We start from the raw sequence: 14,488 nt of genomic DNA, 5'->3' as shown, positions 1-14,488 counted from the left end.
CATTTATGGCCTCCGGTTGATAAAAATCTACCGGAGGCCTCAAAAAAGATGTGTCGCCCCGCTATTTGCTCTGCGGCTCATGAGTCCCAATTGGGTGCCAGCCCCGGGGGATTGACAATACGGCTTCTTGGACGCGCCAGCTCGTGAATGACCTTCATCTCTTCTGCGCTCAGTTCGAAATCAAACACCGCCAAATTTTCTGCCAATCTACTCTCTTTGGTGGTACGCGATAAAGCGATGATTCCTTGCTGTTGAATCAGCCACCTCAGGACAATTTGCGCGATACTGCGGCTGTGCCTGGCTGCGAGTTTGGCAAGCAACGGTTCACTTAATACCCGGCCAATTGCCATGCCACAATAGGCAGTTACGGCAATACCGGTACGTTGTGCGGCTTCTATCAATAAAGATTGATCAAGATAAGGGTGGCACTCAACTTGGTTGGTAACCAGCGGTAAATCAGAGAGCGCAACGGCTTGTGCCATCAGCGCACGGTTAAAATTACTGACCCCGATATGTCTAACCTTTCCTGTGCGCACCACATCATTTAGTGCCCCAATTTGCTCAGCCAGTGGTACATGATTATTCGGCCAGTGCAGCAGTAACAGATCGATATAGTCCGTACGTAATTTCTTCAGGCTTTCATCAACGCTGGCGGCGAAAGCGCGAGCCGGATAGTTATCGCCCCACACTTTAGTGGTAATAAATATCTCACTGCGGGCGATGCCGCTGGCGGCCACACATTCGCCAACTTCACCTTCATTACGATAAATTTGCGCCGTGTCGATATGACGAAACCCGGCTTTTAATGCTGCGGGCAACATACGCAACATATCGGCACGTCCCATGCCGTAAGTGCCGAATCCTAGCGCTGGAATGCGAGCTCCATGCACATCGACAGTTTGCATTATAAGCTCCAGGAGTGCGTTGATCGGCGAATAATAGGTGCAACATCGTTGCCGAGCAGTTGGATAGACTGCCTCATCGCCGAGTGGGACATTGAACTTGAACTCATCTGTAATGTAATGCGTGAGACGCCACCGAGCACCTCGCTGGCGGCGATCATTTTGGCCGCGACGGTTTGTGGGTCGCCAATCAAAAAGGCACCATGTGGGCCGCACATTGCTTCGAACTGGGCACGAGTCGCCGGTGACCAGCCGCGTTCGCGACCAATCTCAGTGAACATATATTGCCAGCCGGGGAAGAAAGCCTCTTTGGCCTCTGTGGTGGTTTGGCCAACAAAACCGAGTGCGTGCACACCGACTTTAAGCTTGTCCGGTGAATAGCCCGCCTGACGTCCAGCCTCGCGATAGAGATCGACCAGCGGGCGGAAACGACGGAACTCGCCGCCAATAATCGCGACCATTAGCGGCAGACCGAGTGAACCCGCGCGAGCAAATGACTGTGGCGAACCGCCGACACCGAGCCATACTGGCAACTCTCCCTGATGCGGGCGTGGATACACACCCTGACCACTTAGCGCAGGGCGGTGTCGACCAGACCAGTGAACATGGGTTGATTCACGCAACGTTAATAGCAGGTCGAGTTTCTCTGTGAACAGCGCATCATAATCGTCGAACTGAAAGCCGAACAGTGGATAAGCCTCGCCAAAAGAGCCGCGTCCAACCACAATTTCAGCCCGGCCCTTAGCAATCAAATCCAAGGTGGCAAATTCTTGAAAAACCCGCACCGGATCGGCGGCACTCAGCACGGTGACGGCGCTGGTCAGGCGAATATTCTTGGTACGAGCGGCGGCGGCGGCCAGAAGAATAGCGGGGGCAGAATCGAGGAACTCGGCGCGGTGATGTTCACCGATACCAAACACATCCAGCCCGACTTTATCGGCTAATTCGACCTCTTCAAGCAGATTCGCAATCCGTTCAGTGGATGAAATGACGTTGCCGGTTGCGGGCTCGGGTAAGATTGCTGCGAAACTATCAATGCCGATTTCCATGATAAATACTGACCTGTTATTAGCGGGATTGGCCTTGGTATCTGCTGACACCAAGGCCGTTAACTCACGATTGTTACTTACAATTGACGAGCCAGGCGGCGCGAATCGAAGCTCAATGACGTGGCACCCAGTGCAGAGATTTGCAACAAGCCACTGGCAATCATCAAATTCTTCAAGAAGTGCAGCATAGTGTTTTGATCGGCGAAATTATGGTGGAAGAAAACTGCCGTTGCGACGGTGAAAATTGCCAGTAAAGCGGCAATCAGACGCGTACGATAGCCCACCAGCAGCAACACACCGCCACCAATTTCAGCACACAGCGCAATAATATAGCCCAGCACCGGGAACGGCAGCCCGACGGAGGCGATAAAGCCCTGCGTGGCTTCTGGTGCCGCGATTTTGCCCAAGCCGCTCATGATAAAAATGGCGGCAATCACGATGCGACCAAGTGTCGCGAAATTAGTAGCGTATCTGCTCATTTAAATATTTCTCGTTAAATTGAGGACGAATTGGCAGCTGTTTTGATGATTAAGACAGCGCGGCAATCTGTTCTTGTGCACCGGTAATGGCCGCATTTTTGGCTTCATCACCACGGCTTAAACCTTCGGCGCGAATAACAGTCACATCGGTCAGACCGATAAAGCCCAATACCGCTTTCAGGTAGGTTTCATGATGTTCCAGGAAAGCAGCCGGGCTATCACCGGTGTAGAAACCACCGCGTGAAGAAGCAATAAACACTTTTTTGCCTTTTGGCAGCAGGCCTTCTGGGCCATTTGCGCCGTACTGGAAGGTGCGGCCTGCGACACAAACGCGGTCAACCCACGCTTTCAACTGTGAAGGGATAGAGAAGTTGTACATTGGCGCACCGATAACAATCACGTCAGCGGCAAACAGGTCTTCGATAAACGCGCCACCGGCAGCCAGGTCGGCACCGAGTGCTGCATCAGTCACTTCTGCGCCCTGGAAGACGGCAAGATGTTTGTCTGAAAGATGTTGAGCGGGTGCTTGTACCAAATCACGATAGATAATTGTTGCGCCAGGATGCAGGACTTCCTGACGTGCGACGATCTCTGCTGACAATTGACGGCTGACTGAATAACCGCCGAGAACACTTGAATCGATATGAAGAATAGTCGACATAGGTATAGCCTCCGGGGTGGATCTTTGTTTAGGGAATAAGCACGCGATAAGTCTTTTGAATACACTGGACATGAACGTGATCCATCTTTAAATGTGCTGAACATGAACGTCACTATGCCACTGCTGCTGCTACCCGAATAGCCGTTATATTTCGATGTAATCCATCGGTAATGGCGATGGGTTATTCTGAGTGAAAAAGGGCAAGCTTTGGGATATAGGAGGTGAAAGTTGGCGATGACAACGCACAGCGCAATGGTTATATTGCGACTCTCTTCCTCGGTCAGGCGCTAATCAGGCGCGAAAAGGAGCGGTGATGCTAGACGGTATTTCCCTGGATCAATTGCGCACTTTTATCACCGCGGTTGATGAAGGCAGTTTCTCTGCTGCCGCGCGTAAGATGTACCGGGCACAGTCGGTGATCAGTGACTTGATTCGCGGGCTGGAAGCACAAATTGGCATACAGCTTTTTGACCGCTCGGGACGCTACCCGAAACTGACGGCGGAAGGGGCGGTGCTGCTGGCCGATGCTCGCGGTATTGTCTCCGGCGTTGATTTTATGAAGGCGCGCGCGCGTGGTATGTCATCGGGACTGGAGTCCGAACTTTCTGTGGTCGTCGATGTTTTCTTCCCGCTGGAGGCGATTACCTCGGCGGCGAAGGCATTTCGAGAGCAATTTCCTGGTACCCCGTTGCGGCTGTTTGTTGAAGCGCTTGGTGGGGGCTATAAACCGATTCTCAACGGCAGTGCGGGGATCGGTATTCTCGGCTCACTGCCGGTGATGCCTTCCTCGCTGACCGGCGAGCGTTTGACCGGGGTATCATTGGTCATGGTTGCCGCCCCAGATCACCCGCTGGCGCAGTTCAAAGGCATGGTGCCAAAATCAGAATTGAGCAAGCATGTTCAGTTGGTACTCACTGATAGATCCGAACTCTCTGACGGCCACGAGTTTGGCGTCATGTCGCCTTCGACCTGGCGGTTGGGTGATTTATTTGCCAAGCACGCATTTTTGCTCGATGGATTAGGCTGGGGCAGTATGCCATCGCATGTCGTCACACGGGATATCAGCGAAGGGCGGCTGGTGGAGTTATCAATTGAAGACGTACCGCCGGGTGGATTAGCGTTGCCGATGTTCGGTGTTTATCCCACTTCCGCACCGCCGGGGCCAGCCGGTCGCTGGCTGATCGAACGATTAAAAAATCTCTGCCCGGGGAAGATGGAAGAACATCAAACGGCAATGCGTAAACGCTCTGCCGGCAAAGCAGAATCGGGTTTATGACTAACATGGCGGCGCATTGACGCTGGTCTTAATAAACCCTGATTAAACCTGAGAGTTGCAAGCCCGATCACAATCTGAATATAGAGTGGTGATATCTCCATATCCTGTCAGTTGGGCAAACTGCCTTGGCGGGTTATGTTAGCTCTGATAACTCGAGTAGCGCCTATGGCGCTGTGGTATTGAGTGTTTTAATCAGGGGAAAACCGTGTCTATTGTTGAATTACTCGCGTCGCATCCGGTGATCGCGGCGGTAAAAGATAACGAAAGCCTGCAAGCGGCAGTAAAATCCGATTGCCGAATTATCTCAGTATTATACGGTAACATCTGTAATATTGGGCGCATCGTGCAGCAAATTAAAGAAGCCGGTAAAATTGCTTTTGTGCATGTTGATTTGCTGGAGGGGAGTTCTAACAAAGAGATTGTGATTAACTTCCTGAAAATTGTTACCGCTGCCGATGGCATTATCAGTACCAAAACCGCGATGGTTAAAGCGGCGCGCCAGCAAGGTTTTTACGCCATTCATCGCCTGTTTCTTCTCGACTCCATCTCGTTTCACAATATCGATAAGCAAGTCGCGCAATCCATGCCGGACTGCATCGAAATCTTGCCCGGCTGTATGCCGAAAGTATTAGGATGGGTGGCGGATAAAATCGACCTGCCGATTATTGCCGGCGGCTTAGTGTGTGATGATGACGACGCCCGTAGCGCGCTGAATGCCGGTGCCATCGCCGTCTCCACCACCAATCACGATGTCTGGAAATTCCAGCGATAAGCACCGGCTTTTTAATAGGGGGCGCCAGGCCCCCAATTTATTCATTAACCAACGGAACCGATATCAACCAACGGACTTAGCGCTTGCAGCAGGGGATCAAGATGCTGATTCACGCGCTGATAAACCTGTTGGTTGAGCTGTTGATAGAATTGATGGTGTTGCATATTGGGTTCAAAGCTATCGCCCATACGCACCAGTTTCTGTGCCGCCTGCTCATAATTATCGAACACGCCAATCGCCATCCCGGCATTAATCGCACAACCGACGGCGGCAGAGCCTTTCATCAGATTGCGACAGGTTGGAATGCCAAACATATCGGCGAAGATCTGCATAAACACATCGCTGTTCGCGCCGCCGCCGGAAATAATCAGCTTTTTAAACGGCGCGTTCAGCTCCTGTGCCATTTTATCCATATGATTTTTCATGGTGAAAGCGATGCCTTCGAGCATCGAGCGGTACATATGCGCACGGGTATGGCGACCGTCAAAACCAATCATCGCCCCTTTGCGATACTCCGCTTCTGCAGGCGGTGCCCAGTCATGAACCGTAATCAATCCTTCGCTACCGGCAGGCACGCGTTCGGCTTCGCGATTGAGCAACTCCTCAATGCTGACGCCTGCGTCGTGCGCATCGGCCAGCGCGGCGGCACCGAACTGATCGCGGAACCAGCTAATCGTCCACATCCCTCGGCGAACGCCCATGCACTCATATAAATAGCGGCCGGGAATTGAAGCCTGAAACGGCCAGAAATTCTGTGCATCTTTCACATTGGCGCGGCCGTGCACCATGGCTCCAATATAGGTACCGAGTGAAATTAGCGCTGTTCCATCATCGAGTGAGCCTGCGCCGAGTGCCTCAACGGCTTTATCATGGGCGGTCGCCACCACCGGAATACCGGCCGGGATACCCAACAGCTGGGCGACAGTCTCCGTCACATGGCCGAGGATCTCCCCTGGTTTCACCACGTCCAGCACTTGCTCTCGGGTGAGGTTGCAGCTTTCCCATGCCGCCGGGTCACGACTCCAATCTAGCGTGTCATTATCCATCGGCCACCAGCCAATATAGTTGGCACAGGTATCTTTAAACTCACCGGTCAGACGGTGAGTAATATAGCCTGATGTGGTGGTGACATAACGCACGCCTTGGTATGCCTCGATATATTCATAAGGCTTATTCAGGCGCTTATCCATCCAGTTAATGACCGGATAAGCCAGCTCGCCGTCGGCTTTCAGTAATACGCGACAGCAGCGCACAATACAGATGCCCATCGCCTGGATCTCACTGGTCTTGCCGCCCAGTGCCCCAAAGCGTTGCATCACCCGACGAAACGCCACCTTGAGCGAATCCCACAAATCATCGTCAGGATGTTCGGCCAATAATGGTGCGGGAATATTCATCTTGCGTAACTGCTGTTTCCCTTCGCAGATGGCATTGCCATCCAAATCAAAAATTACCACTTTTGCACTTTGGGTACCGACGTCGACACCCATCAGATATTTTTTTAAGCCCACGCTAGTCATTGCATAACTCCTTGATCTTGTTTTTTTTCTTTAACGCTTATTGAGCACGTTCGGCGGTTGGCTGAGTGATGTTGTTGTTAGCGCCAGCGTCTCTTACCTCTTTGGCTCTCATGTTTCTAAACAGCAGCGTAGTAAATATCACCACCAGACAGGTGGCCCCGAGCCCCATTAGCCACATGTTGTGATAAGCCTCGGCGGCGGGCAGCGTGTCTTGCCAGTGGCCGATAATGGGATAGACGAAAACATCGGGCAGAAAACCAATCACCGAGCAGATACCGACGGTGGTGCCCATAATATATTGCGGCGTGCGCGCTTCGCCGATACAGGCAAAATAGAGGCCGCGCGAGGCATAACAGACAAAAGCCAGCAGCAAAATCAGCCCAATACCCAGTGCTACCGAGGTTGGACTTTCATCGGTCATCAGCAGCGCGCCCAGCGTGACAATACTCACCAGCGCCAGCAGCTGAATGGCGCGAGTGGGAGATTTGAGGCGAGTATAGGTGGTAATCAGTCCACCGATGGGGCCGCACATTGCACGGAAAATCTTGTTGATCACCACGCCCATATAGCTGGCGGCTACCAGCGTCATGCCATACATTTCTGTCAGATAGTTGGTGGAATAGCTGAGGATGGCGTAGATGGTATAGACGCCAAAAATAATCATGCTGCAATACCAAGTGGTACTGATTTTCAGCACTGAGAGGATATCGCCAAGACTGAACTTACGCGGTATTTCTGCGGCGTCCGTGGCCGCCGTGAAGCCATCGCTGACCAGAAACCAGCACAGAATTCCCAACAAAATATAGACGCTGCTGTAGATAAGGATCACTGCTTTCAGGCTGTTGGGATTATCCGGTGCAAACAGTGAAAATACCCACATGGTGAACACCGCCAGCGCCATGACGCCAACGCCGCGCAGGCCTTCCATCCAGCCCATGATTTTGCCTTGTTCTTCATGGTTGCCGAGCAACGAGCCCGCTTTAATCGAGACTGACCACAGCAGCAAAATAGTGGTAATCGCAAAGGCGACTTGAATCAGCAGCATGACCCAGAGCGGTGGATACGTTGCCATGATTAGCCCCAATAATCCGGTGGCAATCATCGCAAAGGTCATCATTTTTCTATGTGAAAATTTATCGGCAATAATACCGCTTGGCGCATAAAGAATAATCGCCGTAATACCGAAGGTGCTCATGATTAATCCAATTTCGGTATTGGAAAATCCCATAAATTTCGCCATGGGAATTTGATAAATATAACGCAGGTAAGCCAGATCAAAACTCACTCCGCCGCTGATACTTATTATGGCTAGTGTTAACCAACGGTGAGAATAAGGTTTTTCCATGGTGTCATTCCGCAAGTATTATTGCATTAAACAAAAAAAAGAGAAAAGCAATCTTCCTGCCAGGCAGGAAGTTACTTTTCTCTTCGTCTCTTTCAGTAACTGTAATAATAAATAACACGCCGATGGTGCCTACTTCTGTGAGTGTTATCACAAAACCATTTTTGATGAATGTTAATAAAATTAATCCTAAATAAACTATTGTTATTAAATTAAATGAGAGATTGACTACGGTAATTTGTGATTCTTATCACGGAATAAGCGCAAAGGGATGTGTTAGTTTTTCTGCCAGTTACTCGAGACGAAGAGAAAAGTAACTTCCCCGCCAAGCGCAGGGAGGTTTACTTTTCTCTTTTTTTTTGCGTTTTTTTCTGACCAAGGGGCAATAAGATGTCATCAAATGCACTCAATGCGTTCTCACTGGATTTCTTTTCACTGAAGGGAAAAACCGCCATCGTCACCGGCGGCAATAGCGGTCTCGGGCAGGCATTTGCGATGGCGTTGGCGAAAGCCGGAGCCAATATTTTTATCCCTAGCTTCATCATGGATCAGGGGCAAACCCGTAAAATGATTGAGCAACAGGGCGTACGCGTTGAGTTTATGCAGGTTGATATTACCGAGAAAGGCGCGCCGGCTAAAGTCATTGCCCAATGTCTGGAAACCTTCGGCTCGCTAGACATCTTGGTCAACAACGCCGGGATTTGTAAGCTTAACAAGGTACTGGATTTTGGTCGCGACGACTGGGACCCGATGATCAACATCAACCTGACCGCCGCATTTGAACTCAGCCATGAAGCCGCCAAAATTATGGTCCCGCAAAAAAGCGGAAAAATAATTAATATCTGTTCGCTATTCTCTTATTTAGGTGGGCAATGGTCACCGGCTTATTCTGCCACTAAACATGCATTGGCGGGCTTCACTAAAGCCTATTGTGATGAATTAGGCCAATATAATATTCAGGTGAATGGTATTGCTCCCGGTTATTACGCCACCGATATTACCGCAGAAACGCGTAAAAATCCGGAAACCAATAAACGCGTTCTGGATCATATTCCCGCTAATCGTTGGGGAGAGACGCAAGATTTAATGGGCGCAATGGTATTTTTAGCCAGTCGCGCCTCCGATTATGTCAATGGCCATTTATTGGTCGTGGATGGTGGTTATTTAGTTCGTTAAATAAACAGTTGTTTATTTAATTTATAATTTTTTATTTCTTATTCTTTATTACATCGAGAAGGGTTAATTATGTCTCTGACACGTGAATCTATTGTCAATCATCTGAAAGAAATCGTTGGCCCGGATCGGGTCAATACCGACGAAGAAGTACTGAAGAAAAACAGCGTCGATCGCTTCAGAAAATATGCCGATATTCACGGTGTATTTACCCTGCCGCTACCTGCTGCTGTGGTGAAACTGGCCGATACTCAGCAAGTCTCTGACGTGCTGGCCTTTATGAATAAAAACGGCATCAACGGCGTGCCGCGCACCGGCGCATCCGCTACCGAAGGCGGGCTGGAAACCGTGGTCAAAAACTCGGTGGTGCTTGACGGTTCCGGCATGAACAAGATTATCAATATCGATATCCGTAACATGCAGGCCACCGCGCAGTGCGGCGTACCTTTAGAAATTTTGGAAAACGAACTGCGTGCTAAAGGCTATACCACCGGACACTCGCCGCAGTCTAAACCGCTGGCGCAGATGGGCGGGTTGGTGGCAACGCGCAGCATCGGTCAGCTTTCTACGCTGTACGGTGCTATCGAAGATATGGTGGTCGGTTTAGAAGCGGTTTTCCCGAATGGCCAAATCACCCGTATCAAAAACGTGCCGCGCCGTGCCGCTGGCCCGGATATCCGCCATGTGATTATCGGTAACGAAGGCACACTGTGCTTCATCACCGAAGTGACGGTAAAAATCTTCAAATACATGCCTGAAAACAATCTGTTCTACGGCTACACGCTGGACAACATGCAAACCGGTTTCGACGTGCTGCGTGAAGTGATGATTGATGGCTATCGTCCGTCGATTGCTCGCCTGTACGACGCCGAAGACGGCACCCAGCACTTTACCCACTTCGCCGCCGGTAAATGCGTGCTGATCTTCATGGCCGAAGGCTCGAAAGGCATCGCGCAAGCCACCGGTGCAGGTATTGAAGAGATTGTGGCCCGTTATCCTGAATGTAAAAAAGTCGACAGCAAACTGATCGAAACCTGGTTCAACAACCTGAACTGGGGGCCGGAGAAAGTCGCTGCCGAGCGTGTACAGATCATGAAAACCAACAACATGGGCTTCACCACTGAAGTGTCCGGCGACTGGGCCAGCATCAATACGATTTATGAGAACGTGATCCGCCGCATCCGTAATGAGTTCCCGCACGCGGGCGACATCACTATGCTGGGCGGCCACTCTTCGCATAGCTATATCAACGGCACCAACATGTACTTTGTTTATGACTACAACGTGGTGGATTGCAAGCCGGAAGAGGAGATCGACAAATACCATAATCCGCTGAACAAGATCATCGTCGAAGAGACGATCAAGCAGGGCGGATCGATGGTGCACCATCACGGTATTGGTAAACACCGTACCCACTGGACCAAAGACGAACACGGTAGCGCTTACTACATTCTTAAAGCGCTGAAAGAGGTCTATGACCCGAACGGCATCATGAATAGCGGCACGATTTATCCGATTGAAAAATAAGTAGTTAAAGACATAAAGAATAAAACGGCGGGCGGTCATTGATCAGATTAGCCCGCCATTCGCGGTGAGAGACAGGGGGTTGGCTGATGCCAAGCCCCTGTCTGCGTTGCGTTACTAGCGACCGTGCCGCGCTTTTTTCACCAACAGGGGTTAACAGGGGATAGCTATGACATCACAACGTATTACTGTGCAGAGGCCGCCGCAATCTGTTCGCATGGATGATATTCCGCTCAATGCTTTTCACCTGAAAATTGCCGGACTGACCTTTGGTGCGCACCTGACTGACGGCTATGTGCTGGGCGTGATTGGTTTTGCGCTGGCGCAGCTCAAACCACAAATGGGTTTGACGCCGTTTTGGGAAGGGATGATCGGCAGCTCGGCGCTGATCGGCCTGTTTCTCGGCAGTCTGGTACTCGGATGGGTATCGGATCATATTGGTCGCCAGAAGATCTTCAGCTTTAGCTTTGTGATCATCACGCTGGCCTCCTTTTTACAGTTTTTTGCCACCTCGCCAGAACAGCTATTCTGGTTGCGTGTGTTGGTCGGGATCGGACTGGGCGGTGATTATGCCGTCGGTCACACTATGCTGGCGGAGTTCGCACCGCGTAAACATCGCGGCATGTTATTAGGATCTTTTAGCGTGATTTGGACGCTGGGTTACGTAGCCGCCAGCTTTGCCGGGCATTGGATGGCGGGCGTTGGGCCGGACGCCTGGCGCTGGCTGTTGGCTTCCAGCGCGTTACCCGCGGTACTGATTATGCTATTGCGCATTGGTACCCCAGAATCCCCACGCTGGCTCATGCGTAAAGGCCGCATCGCTGATGCGCATCAGGTAGTGCGCCGCTGCTTTGGCCCGCATGTCATCTTAAACGATGAGATCCCGGTAGAAACTGCGCGCCATATGCGCACACTGTTCTCCGCCCGTTACTGGCGACGCACCGCCTTTAACAGCCTGTTCTTTGTCTGTTTGGTGATCCCCTATTTTGCGATTTACACCTTCCTTCCCTCGATTCTGACGACATTAAATATGAGCCAGAACTTCGCCACCGACCTGTTGCTCAATGGCCTGTTGCTGCTGGGCGCAATATTGGGGATTGCATTAACTCAATGGCTGTCGCGACGCCACTTTCTGATCGGTGCCTTCTGGGTATTGGCGATAAGCCTCGGCACCATGGCCTTCGTGCCGCCGGGACAAGCCGCCATGTTAGTGCTGTTCGCGGTATTTACCCTGACTATCTCCGCCGTGAGCAATCTGGTCGGCGTGTTCCCGGCAGAGAGCTTCCCCACTGATATTCGCTCCCTTGGCGTCGGCTTCGCCACCGCCATGAGCCGTTTAGGATCGGCCATTGCCACCGGTTTATTACCACTATCGATGCTCTCACTCGGCTTGGCTACCACCACGCTAATGCTCAGTGGCATACTCGTTTTCGGTGCCATCATCTCGATGCTGTGGGCCCCGGAAACCAAAGACATGACGCTGGTGGGGGCATCCTCGGCGAAGGTGAGTGGGGCTGCTTCAACTCCTGCGGCGTAGTTTGTGTGCCAGTCTGAGCCCGATAACCAAAACCTCGTTCTTCACCTCGATGGCCTTTTTTAGCGACAATCTGACGAGTAATGGTTTGGTCGTTACCGGCTAATGGGTCGCTGGTGTAATGCAACAAGCCGGCAAGCCGCCCCATGTCGATGGTGATCGTTGGGCGGGTGGTGGCCAGCGTACAAAGCGTGGCACGATGCAGTTCGTCTTCGCCAATATAAAAATCATTGCTAGTTTTGTGATACCGCCGGTTCGCCCGGATGCATCGTTATAGCGGCCCATATTATTGACGTGTTGCGGCCTGACTAATGTTTTTCAACATATTATCGGGTTCGCTCTTCAGCGATTAGCCTAAATTGTACGCTTTATATAGAGTGTTAAGTCATATGACGGATTGTAATGTAATTAATAAAATAGACGGAATAGATTAATAGGAGATGGTAATAAAAAGTGAAAGGAAGGAGGGGAGTAAAAAATAATTATTATTTTTCATAGTATAAAGTGATCCATATTTTTGGATATTTTACTGTTTTTCAATAAAGACTTTTATTTTCTCGCTATTGGCTTAAACTATATAGGTTATTTTCGCTTAAGAAATATACAATTATATTGGTACAATTGGATTGAGTAAAAATAAGGGATTAATATGCTTAAACGTAATGGATTAAGGATTTTAACCACCGGTGAAATTTCGTTAGCAAAAGAGCTGTTTTCCTCTTCTATTCTCTATAACAAAGTTTGGGTTCATCACGGTAGCTACCTTCCTTTTAACTTACAGGACAAGGATACAGCGATGACGCCTAACGGGGAGATATGGTTTGAAACTAACGTTTACCACGATGATTTCTCACAAGCGTCAGTACGTAACCAGCTCTTGTTTTTGCATGAAATGATGCATGTCTGGCAGCATCAGAAAGGCATGCTGGTCAGGACGCGTGGGCTTCTATCCTGGGCTGCTGACTATTATTATCTTCTAAATAAAAGCAAATTGTCAGATTACTCTATGGAGCAACAAGCAGGTATTGTCGCTGATTATTGGGTGCTGATGAGATACGGAGTGGCTGAATACGCTACAAAAAACAATAATAAAGGTTATAATTCTAAAGTTAAGGTTGATTCTTTGATTGAGAATTATCAACGTATTTTGAGAGGTTTTCCACAATGAAAAAAATAATCATAGCTGTTTTTTTTACTTTATTTCTTTCTGCATGTGGTTCAGATCGTCTGGCGTTCAGTAACCGAGGCGAGGTTTACCTACTCGGAAATGATTTGCTTTGCATCAAGTCGAAACCAGGCGATGTTATTTCGTTTTATAGTTTAAGCTCTTCAGAGAATAAATATTATCCGGCACTTGTTTCTGAGTTTGAAATCAATAATAAATATCCAGATACTTGTATTAGAGTTTCATTGAAAAAAGATGTTTCTTATGAGCTTATTTATACGATGAATAAAGTTGATTACAGTGCGGTGTTTAATTTAGAAAATGATAAATTAAAGCAAAAATAAGTGGCATCAATCACGTAACGGGTTCTTATTGAGTGTAGGAACCCGTATGTATTTTAAACCGCTATTTTTACCTGGCTCAACGATTCAGGGTCTATCAGTCCGCCTTCACCTTCATCAACCGCGCATTGCTCTGCTCAACGATCGCCATCAGCGCCGGAATAACATGCGCCGAAGCTTTGAGATAACCGCTGACCTGCTCAAGATTATTCGGCACGTTGTCAGGTTCGCTCTCCAGCGATTCGCCTAAATAACCTAATCCGTGGCACAAACCTTCGGCGGATTCAGCGGCAATGGCGTTGAGATCGTAGAGCTGCGCTTCATTAAGTTGATCGAACGGCAACGAGGCAATTAACGAACGGAAGAGGGTGATAGAGCTTTGTTGATCATCTGTTTCATAGATAGTGTTAGTCATTTTAAATCTCCGAATAGAAATATATGACTCCCACACGAGACGCTAAACTCGGGTGGCAGCCCAGACAGGGTTAGCGTTACCGGACTCGGAAACCGGCGCTTCTTGCGAAGCCCCTGCCTGAGCCACCATAATTTATAGATGGATCAAAGCTTGCGGCATTATGCCACAGTGAAACCGAGTAAGTCTTATACGGAACGCTAATCCCAGCTACGGATTTTGCCGCAGCCAGTAAACTCTATTCCTGTAATGACGCTAATAAAATAGGCTGGATGGATTTACAGGGAGTTGTAGCAGAGTTTGGAAGGGGGATCGCAGAAAGCGGGGAATGATTTATC

General features: G+C 49.7%; 14 protein-coding genes. 7 read left to right on the top strand and 7 right to left on the bottom strand.

What is annotated here, in order from left to right; translation table 11 throughout:
* Positions 1-77: 77 nt before the first annotated feature.
* The 4 genes from ACL9RG_RS08475 to ACL9RG_RS08460 all read right to left on the bottom strand — a co-directional run bounded on the left by ACL9RG_RS08475 (position 78) and on the right by ACL9RG_RS08460 (position 3,091).
* Entirely contained in the window at positions 78-905 is an 828-nt protein-coding gene (locus ACL9RG_RS08475; protein WP_422792157.1) for an aldo/keto reductase, read from the bottom strand.
* Positions 905-1,951 carry an LLM class flavin-dependent oxidoreductase gene (locus tag ACL9RG_RS08470; RefSeq protein WP_422792156.1) on the bottom strand — a complete coding sequence of 349 codons (1,047 nt, stop codon included), beginning with the start codon at positions 1,949-1,951 and terminating at the stop codon, positions 905-907. Before ACL9RG_RS08470 ends, ACL9RG_RS08475 begins: the two co-directional genes overlap by 1 nt.
* Before the next feature lie 77 nt (positions 1,952-2,028).
* Complete coding sequence (locus tag ACL9RG_RS08465) at positions 2,029-2,430, bottom strand: DoxX family protein (RefSeq protein WP_422792155.1); 402 nt, start codon at positions 2,428-2,430, stop codon at positions 2,029-2,031.
* 49 nt (positions 2,431-2,479) lie between these two features.
* The gene (locus ACL9RG_RS08460; RefSeq protein WP_422792154.1) at positions 2,480-3,091 is read right to left on the bottom strand and encodes an FMN-dependent NADH-azoreductase; all 612 of its coding nucleotides are present in this window, start codon (positions 3,089-3,091) and stop codon (positions 2,480-2,482) included.
* 313 nt (positions 3,092-3,404) lie between these two features.
* Here ACL9RG_RS08460 and ACL9RG_RS08455 point away from each other — a divergent pair, with 313 nt between their 5' ends.
* Together ACL9RG_RS08455 and ACL9RG_RS08450 are read left to right on the top strand one after the other, a co-directional pair.
* A complete protein-coding gene (locus tag ACL9RG_RS08455) occupies positions 3,405-4,367 on the top strand; it encodes a LysR family transcriptional regulator (protein ID WP_422792153.1) in 963 nt (320 codons plus the stop codon).
* 205 nt (positions 4,368-4,572) lie between these two features.
* The gene (locus ACL9RG_RS08450; protein WP_422792152.1) at positions 4,573-5,139 is read left to right on the top strand and encodes a glycerol-3-phosphate responsive antiterminator; all 567 of its coding nucleotides are present in this window, start codon (positions 4,573-4,575) and stop codon (positions 5,137-5,139) included.
* A 44-nt stretch (positions 5,140-5,183) separates the two neighbouring features.
* Here ACL9RG_RS08450 and ACL9RG_RS08445 read toward each other — a convergent pair whose 3' ends face one another.
* Positions 5,184-6,659, bottom strand: a complete 1,476-nt coding sequence (locus ACL9RG_RS08445) for an FGGY-family carbohydrate kinase (RefSeq protein ID WP_422792151.1) — start codon at positions 6,657-6,659, stop codon at positions 5,184-5,186.
* A gap of 37 nt (positions 6,660-6,696) precedes the next feature.
* Positions 6,697-8,004, bottom strand: a complete 1,308-nt coding sequence (locus ACL9RG_RS08440) for an MFS transporter (protein ID WP_422792150.1) — start codon at positions 8,002-8,004, stop codon at positions 6,697-6,699.
* A gap of 387 nt (positions 8,005-8,391) precedes the next feature.
* On the opposite strand from ACL9RG_RS08440, the gene ACL9RG_RS08435 reads away from it, so the two are divergent.
* From ACL9RG_RS08435 to ACL9RG_RS08415, 5 genes are all read left to right on the top strand, one after another.
* A complete protein-coding gene (locus tag ACL9RG_RS08435) occupies positions 8,392-9,177 on the top strand; it encodes an SDR family oxidoreductase (protein WP_422792149.1) in 786 nt (261 codons plus the stop codon).
* Between the two features lie 69 nt (positions 9,178-9,246).
* Entirely contained in the window at positions 9,247-10,701 is a 1,455-nt protein-coding gene (locus ACL9RG_RS08430) for an FAD-binding oxidoreductase (protein WP_422792148.1), read from the top strand.
* A gap of 166 nt (positions 10,702-10,867) precedes the next feature.
* On the top strand, positions 10,868-12,235 hold the full coding sequence (locus ACL9RG_RS08425) for an MFS transporter (protein ID WP_422792147.1): 1,368 nt from the start codon (positions 10,868-10,870) through the stop codon (positions 12,233-12,235).
* Positions 12,236-12,881: 646 nt separating this feature from the next.
* Positions 12,882-13,400, top strand: a complete 519-nt coding sequence (locus tag ACL9RG_RS08420; protein ID WP_422792146.1) for a type IV secretion protein Rhs — start codon at positions 12,882-12,884, stop codon at positions 13,398-13,400.
* Positions 13,397-13,741 (top strand): putative T6SS immunity periplasmic lipoprotein, encoded by a 345-nt coding sequence (locus ACL9RG_RS08415; RefSeq protein ID WP_422792145.1) that lies wholly within the window; start codon positions 13,397-13,399, stop codon positions 13,739-13,741. Before ACL9RG_RS08420 ends, ACL9RG_RS08415 begins: the two co-directional genes overlap by 4 nt.
* A 94-nt stretch (positions 13,742-13,835) precedes the next feature.
* Here ACL9RG_RS08415 and ACL9RG_RS08410 read toward each other — a convergent pair whose 3' ends face one another.
* Positions 13,836-14,153, bottom strand: coding sequence for a hypothetical protein (locus tag ACL9RG_RS08410; protein ID WP_422792144.1), 318 nt, complete (start codon positions 14,151-14,153; stop codon positions 13,836-13,838).
* Positions 14,154-14,488 lie beyond the last annotated feature (335 nt).

This window comes from Rouxiella sp. Mn2063 (assembly GCF_049319665.1).
Classification (GTDB): domain Bacteria; phylum Pseudomonadota; class Gammaproteobacteria; order Enterobacterales; family Enterobacteriaceae; genus JBMOUD01.
The sequence above is the reverse complement of the archived record's forward strand: the minus strand, read 5'-3'. Positions and strand labels throughout refer to the sequence as shown.

What these genes read in the sequence shown, in the direction of transcription:
- ACL9RG_RS08475 (WP_422792157.1), bottom strand. Translation starts at nt 905, where the DNA reads ATGCAAACTGTCGATGTGCATGGAGCTCGCATTCCAGCGCTAGGATTC.
- ACL9RG_RS08470 (WP_422792156.1), bottom strand. Translation starts at nt 1,951, where the DNA reads ATGGAAATCGGCATTGATAGTTTCGCAGCAATCTTACCCGAGCCCGCA.
- ACL9RG_RS08465 (WP_422792155.1), bottom strand. Translation starts at nt 2,430, where the DNA reads ATGAGCAGATACGCTACTAATTTCGCGACACTTGGTCGCATCGTGATT.
- ACL9RG_RS08460 (WP_422792154.1), bottom strand. Translation starts at nt 3,091, where the DNA reads ATGTCGACTATTCTTCATATCGATTCAAGTGTTCTCGGCGGTTATTCA.
- ACL9RG_RS08455 (WP_422792153.1), top strand. Translation starts at nt 3,405, where the DNA reads ATGCTAGACGGTATTTCCCTGGATCAATTGCGCACTTTTATCACCGCG.
- ACL9RG_RS08445 (WP_422792151.1), bottom strand. Translation starts at nt 6,659, where the DNA reads ATGACTAGCGTGGGCTTAAAAAAATATCTGATGGGTGTCGACGTCGGT.
- ACL9RG_RS08440 (WP_422792150.1), bottom strand. Translation starts at nt 8,004, where the DNA reads ATGGAAAAACCTTATTCTCACCGTTGGTTAACACTAGCCATAATAAGT.
- ACL9RG_RS08435 (WP_422792149.1), top strand. Translation starts at nt 8,392, where the DNA reads ATGTCATCAAATGCACTCAATGCGTTCTCACTGGATTTCTTTTCACTG.
- ACL9RG_RS08430 (WP_422792148.1), top strand. Translation starts at nt 9,247, where the DNA reads ATGTCTCTGACACGTGAATCTATTGTCAATCATCTGAAAGAAATCGTT.
- ACL9RG_RS08425 (WP_422792147.1), top strand. Translation starts at nt 10,868, where the DNA reads ATGACATCACAACGTATTACTGTGCAGAGGCCGCCGCAATCTGTTCGC.
- ACL9RG_RS08420 (WP_422792146.1), top strand. Translation starts at nt 12,882, where the DNA reads ATGCTTAAACGTAATGGATTAAGGATTTTAACCACCGGTGAAATTTCG.
- ACL9RG_RS08415 (WP_422792145.1), top strand. Translation starts at nt 13,397, where the DNA reads ATGAAAAAAATAATCATAGCTGTTTTTTTTACTTTATTTCTTTCTGCA.
- ACL9RG_RS08410 (WP_422792144.1), bottom strand. Translation starts at nt 14,153, where the DNA reads ATGACTAACACTATCTATGAAACAGATGATCAACAAAGCTCTATCACC.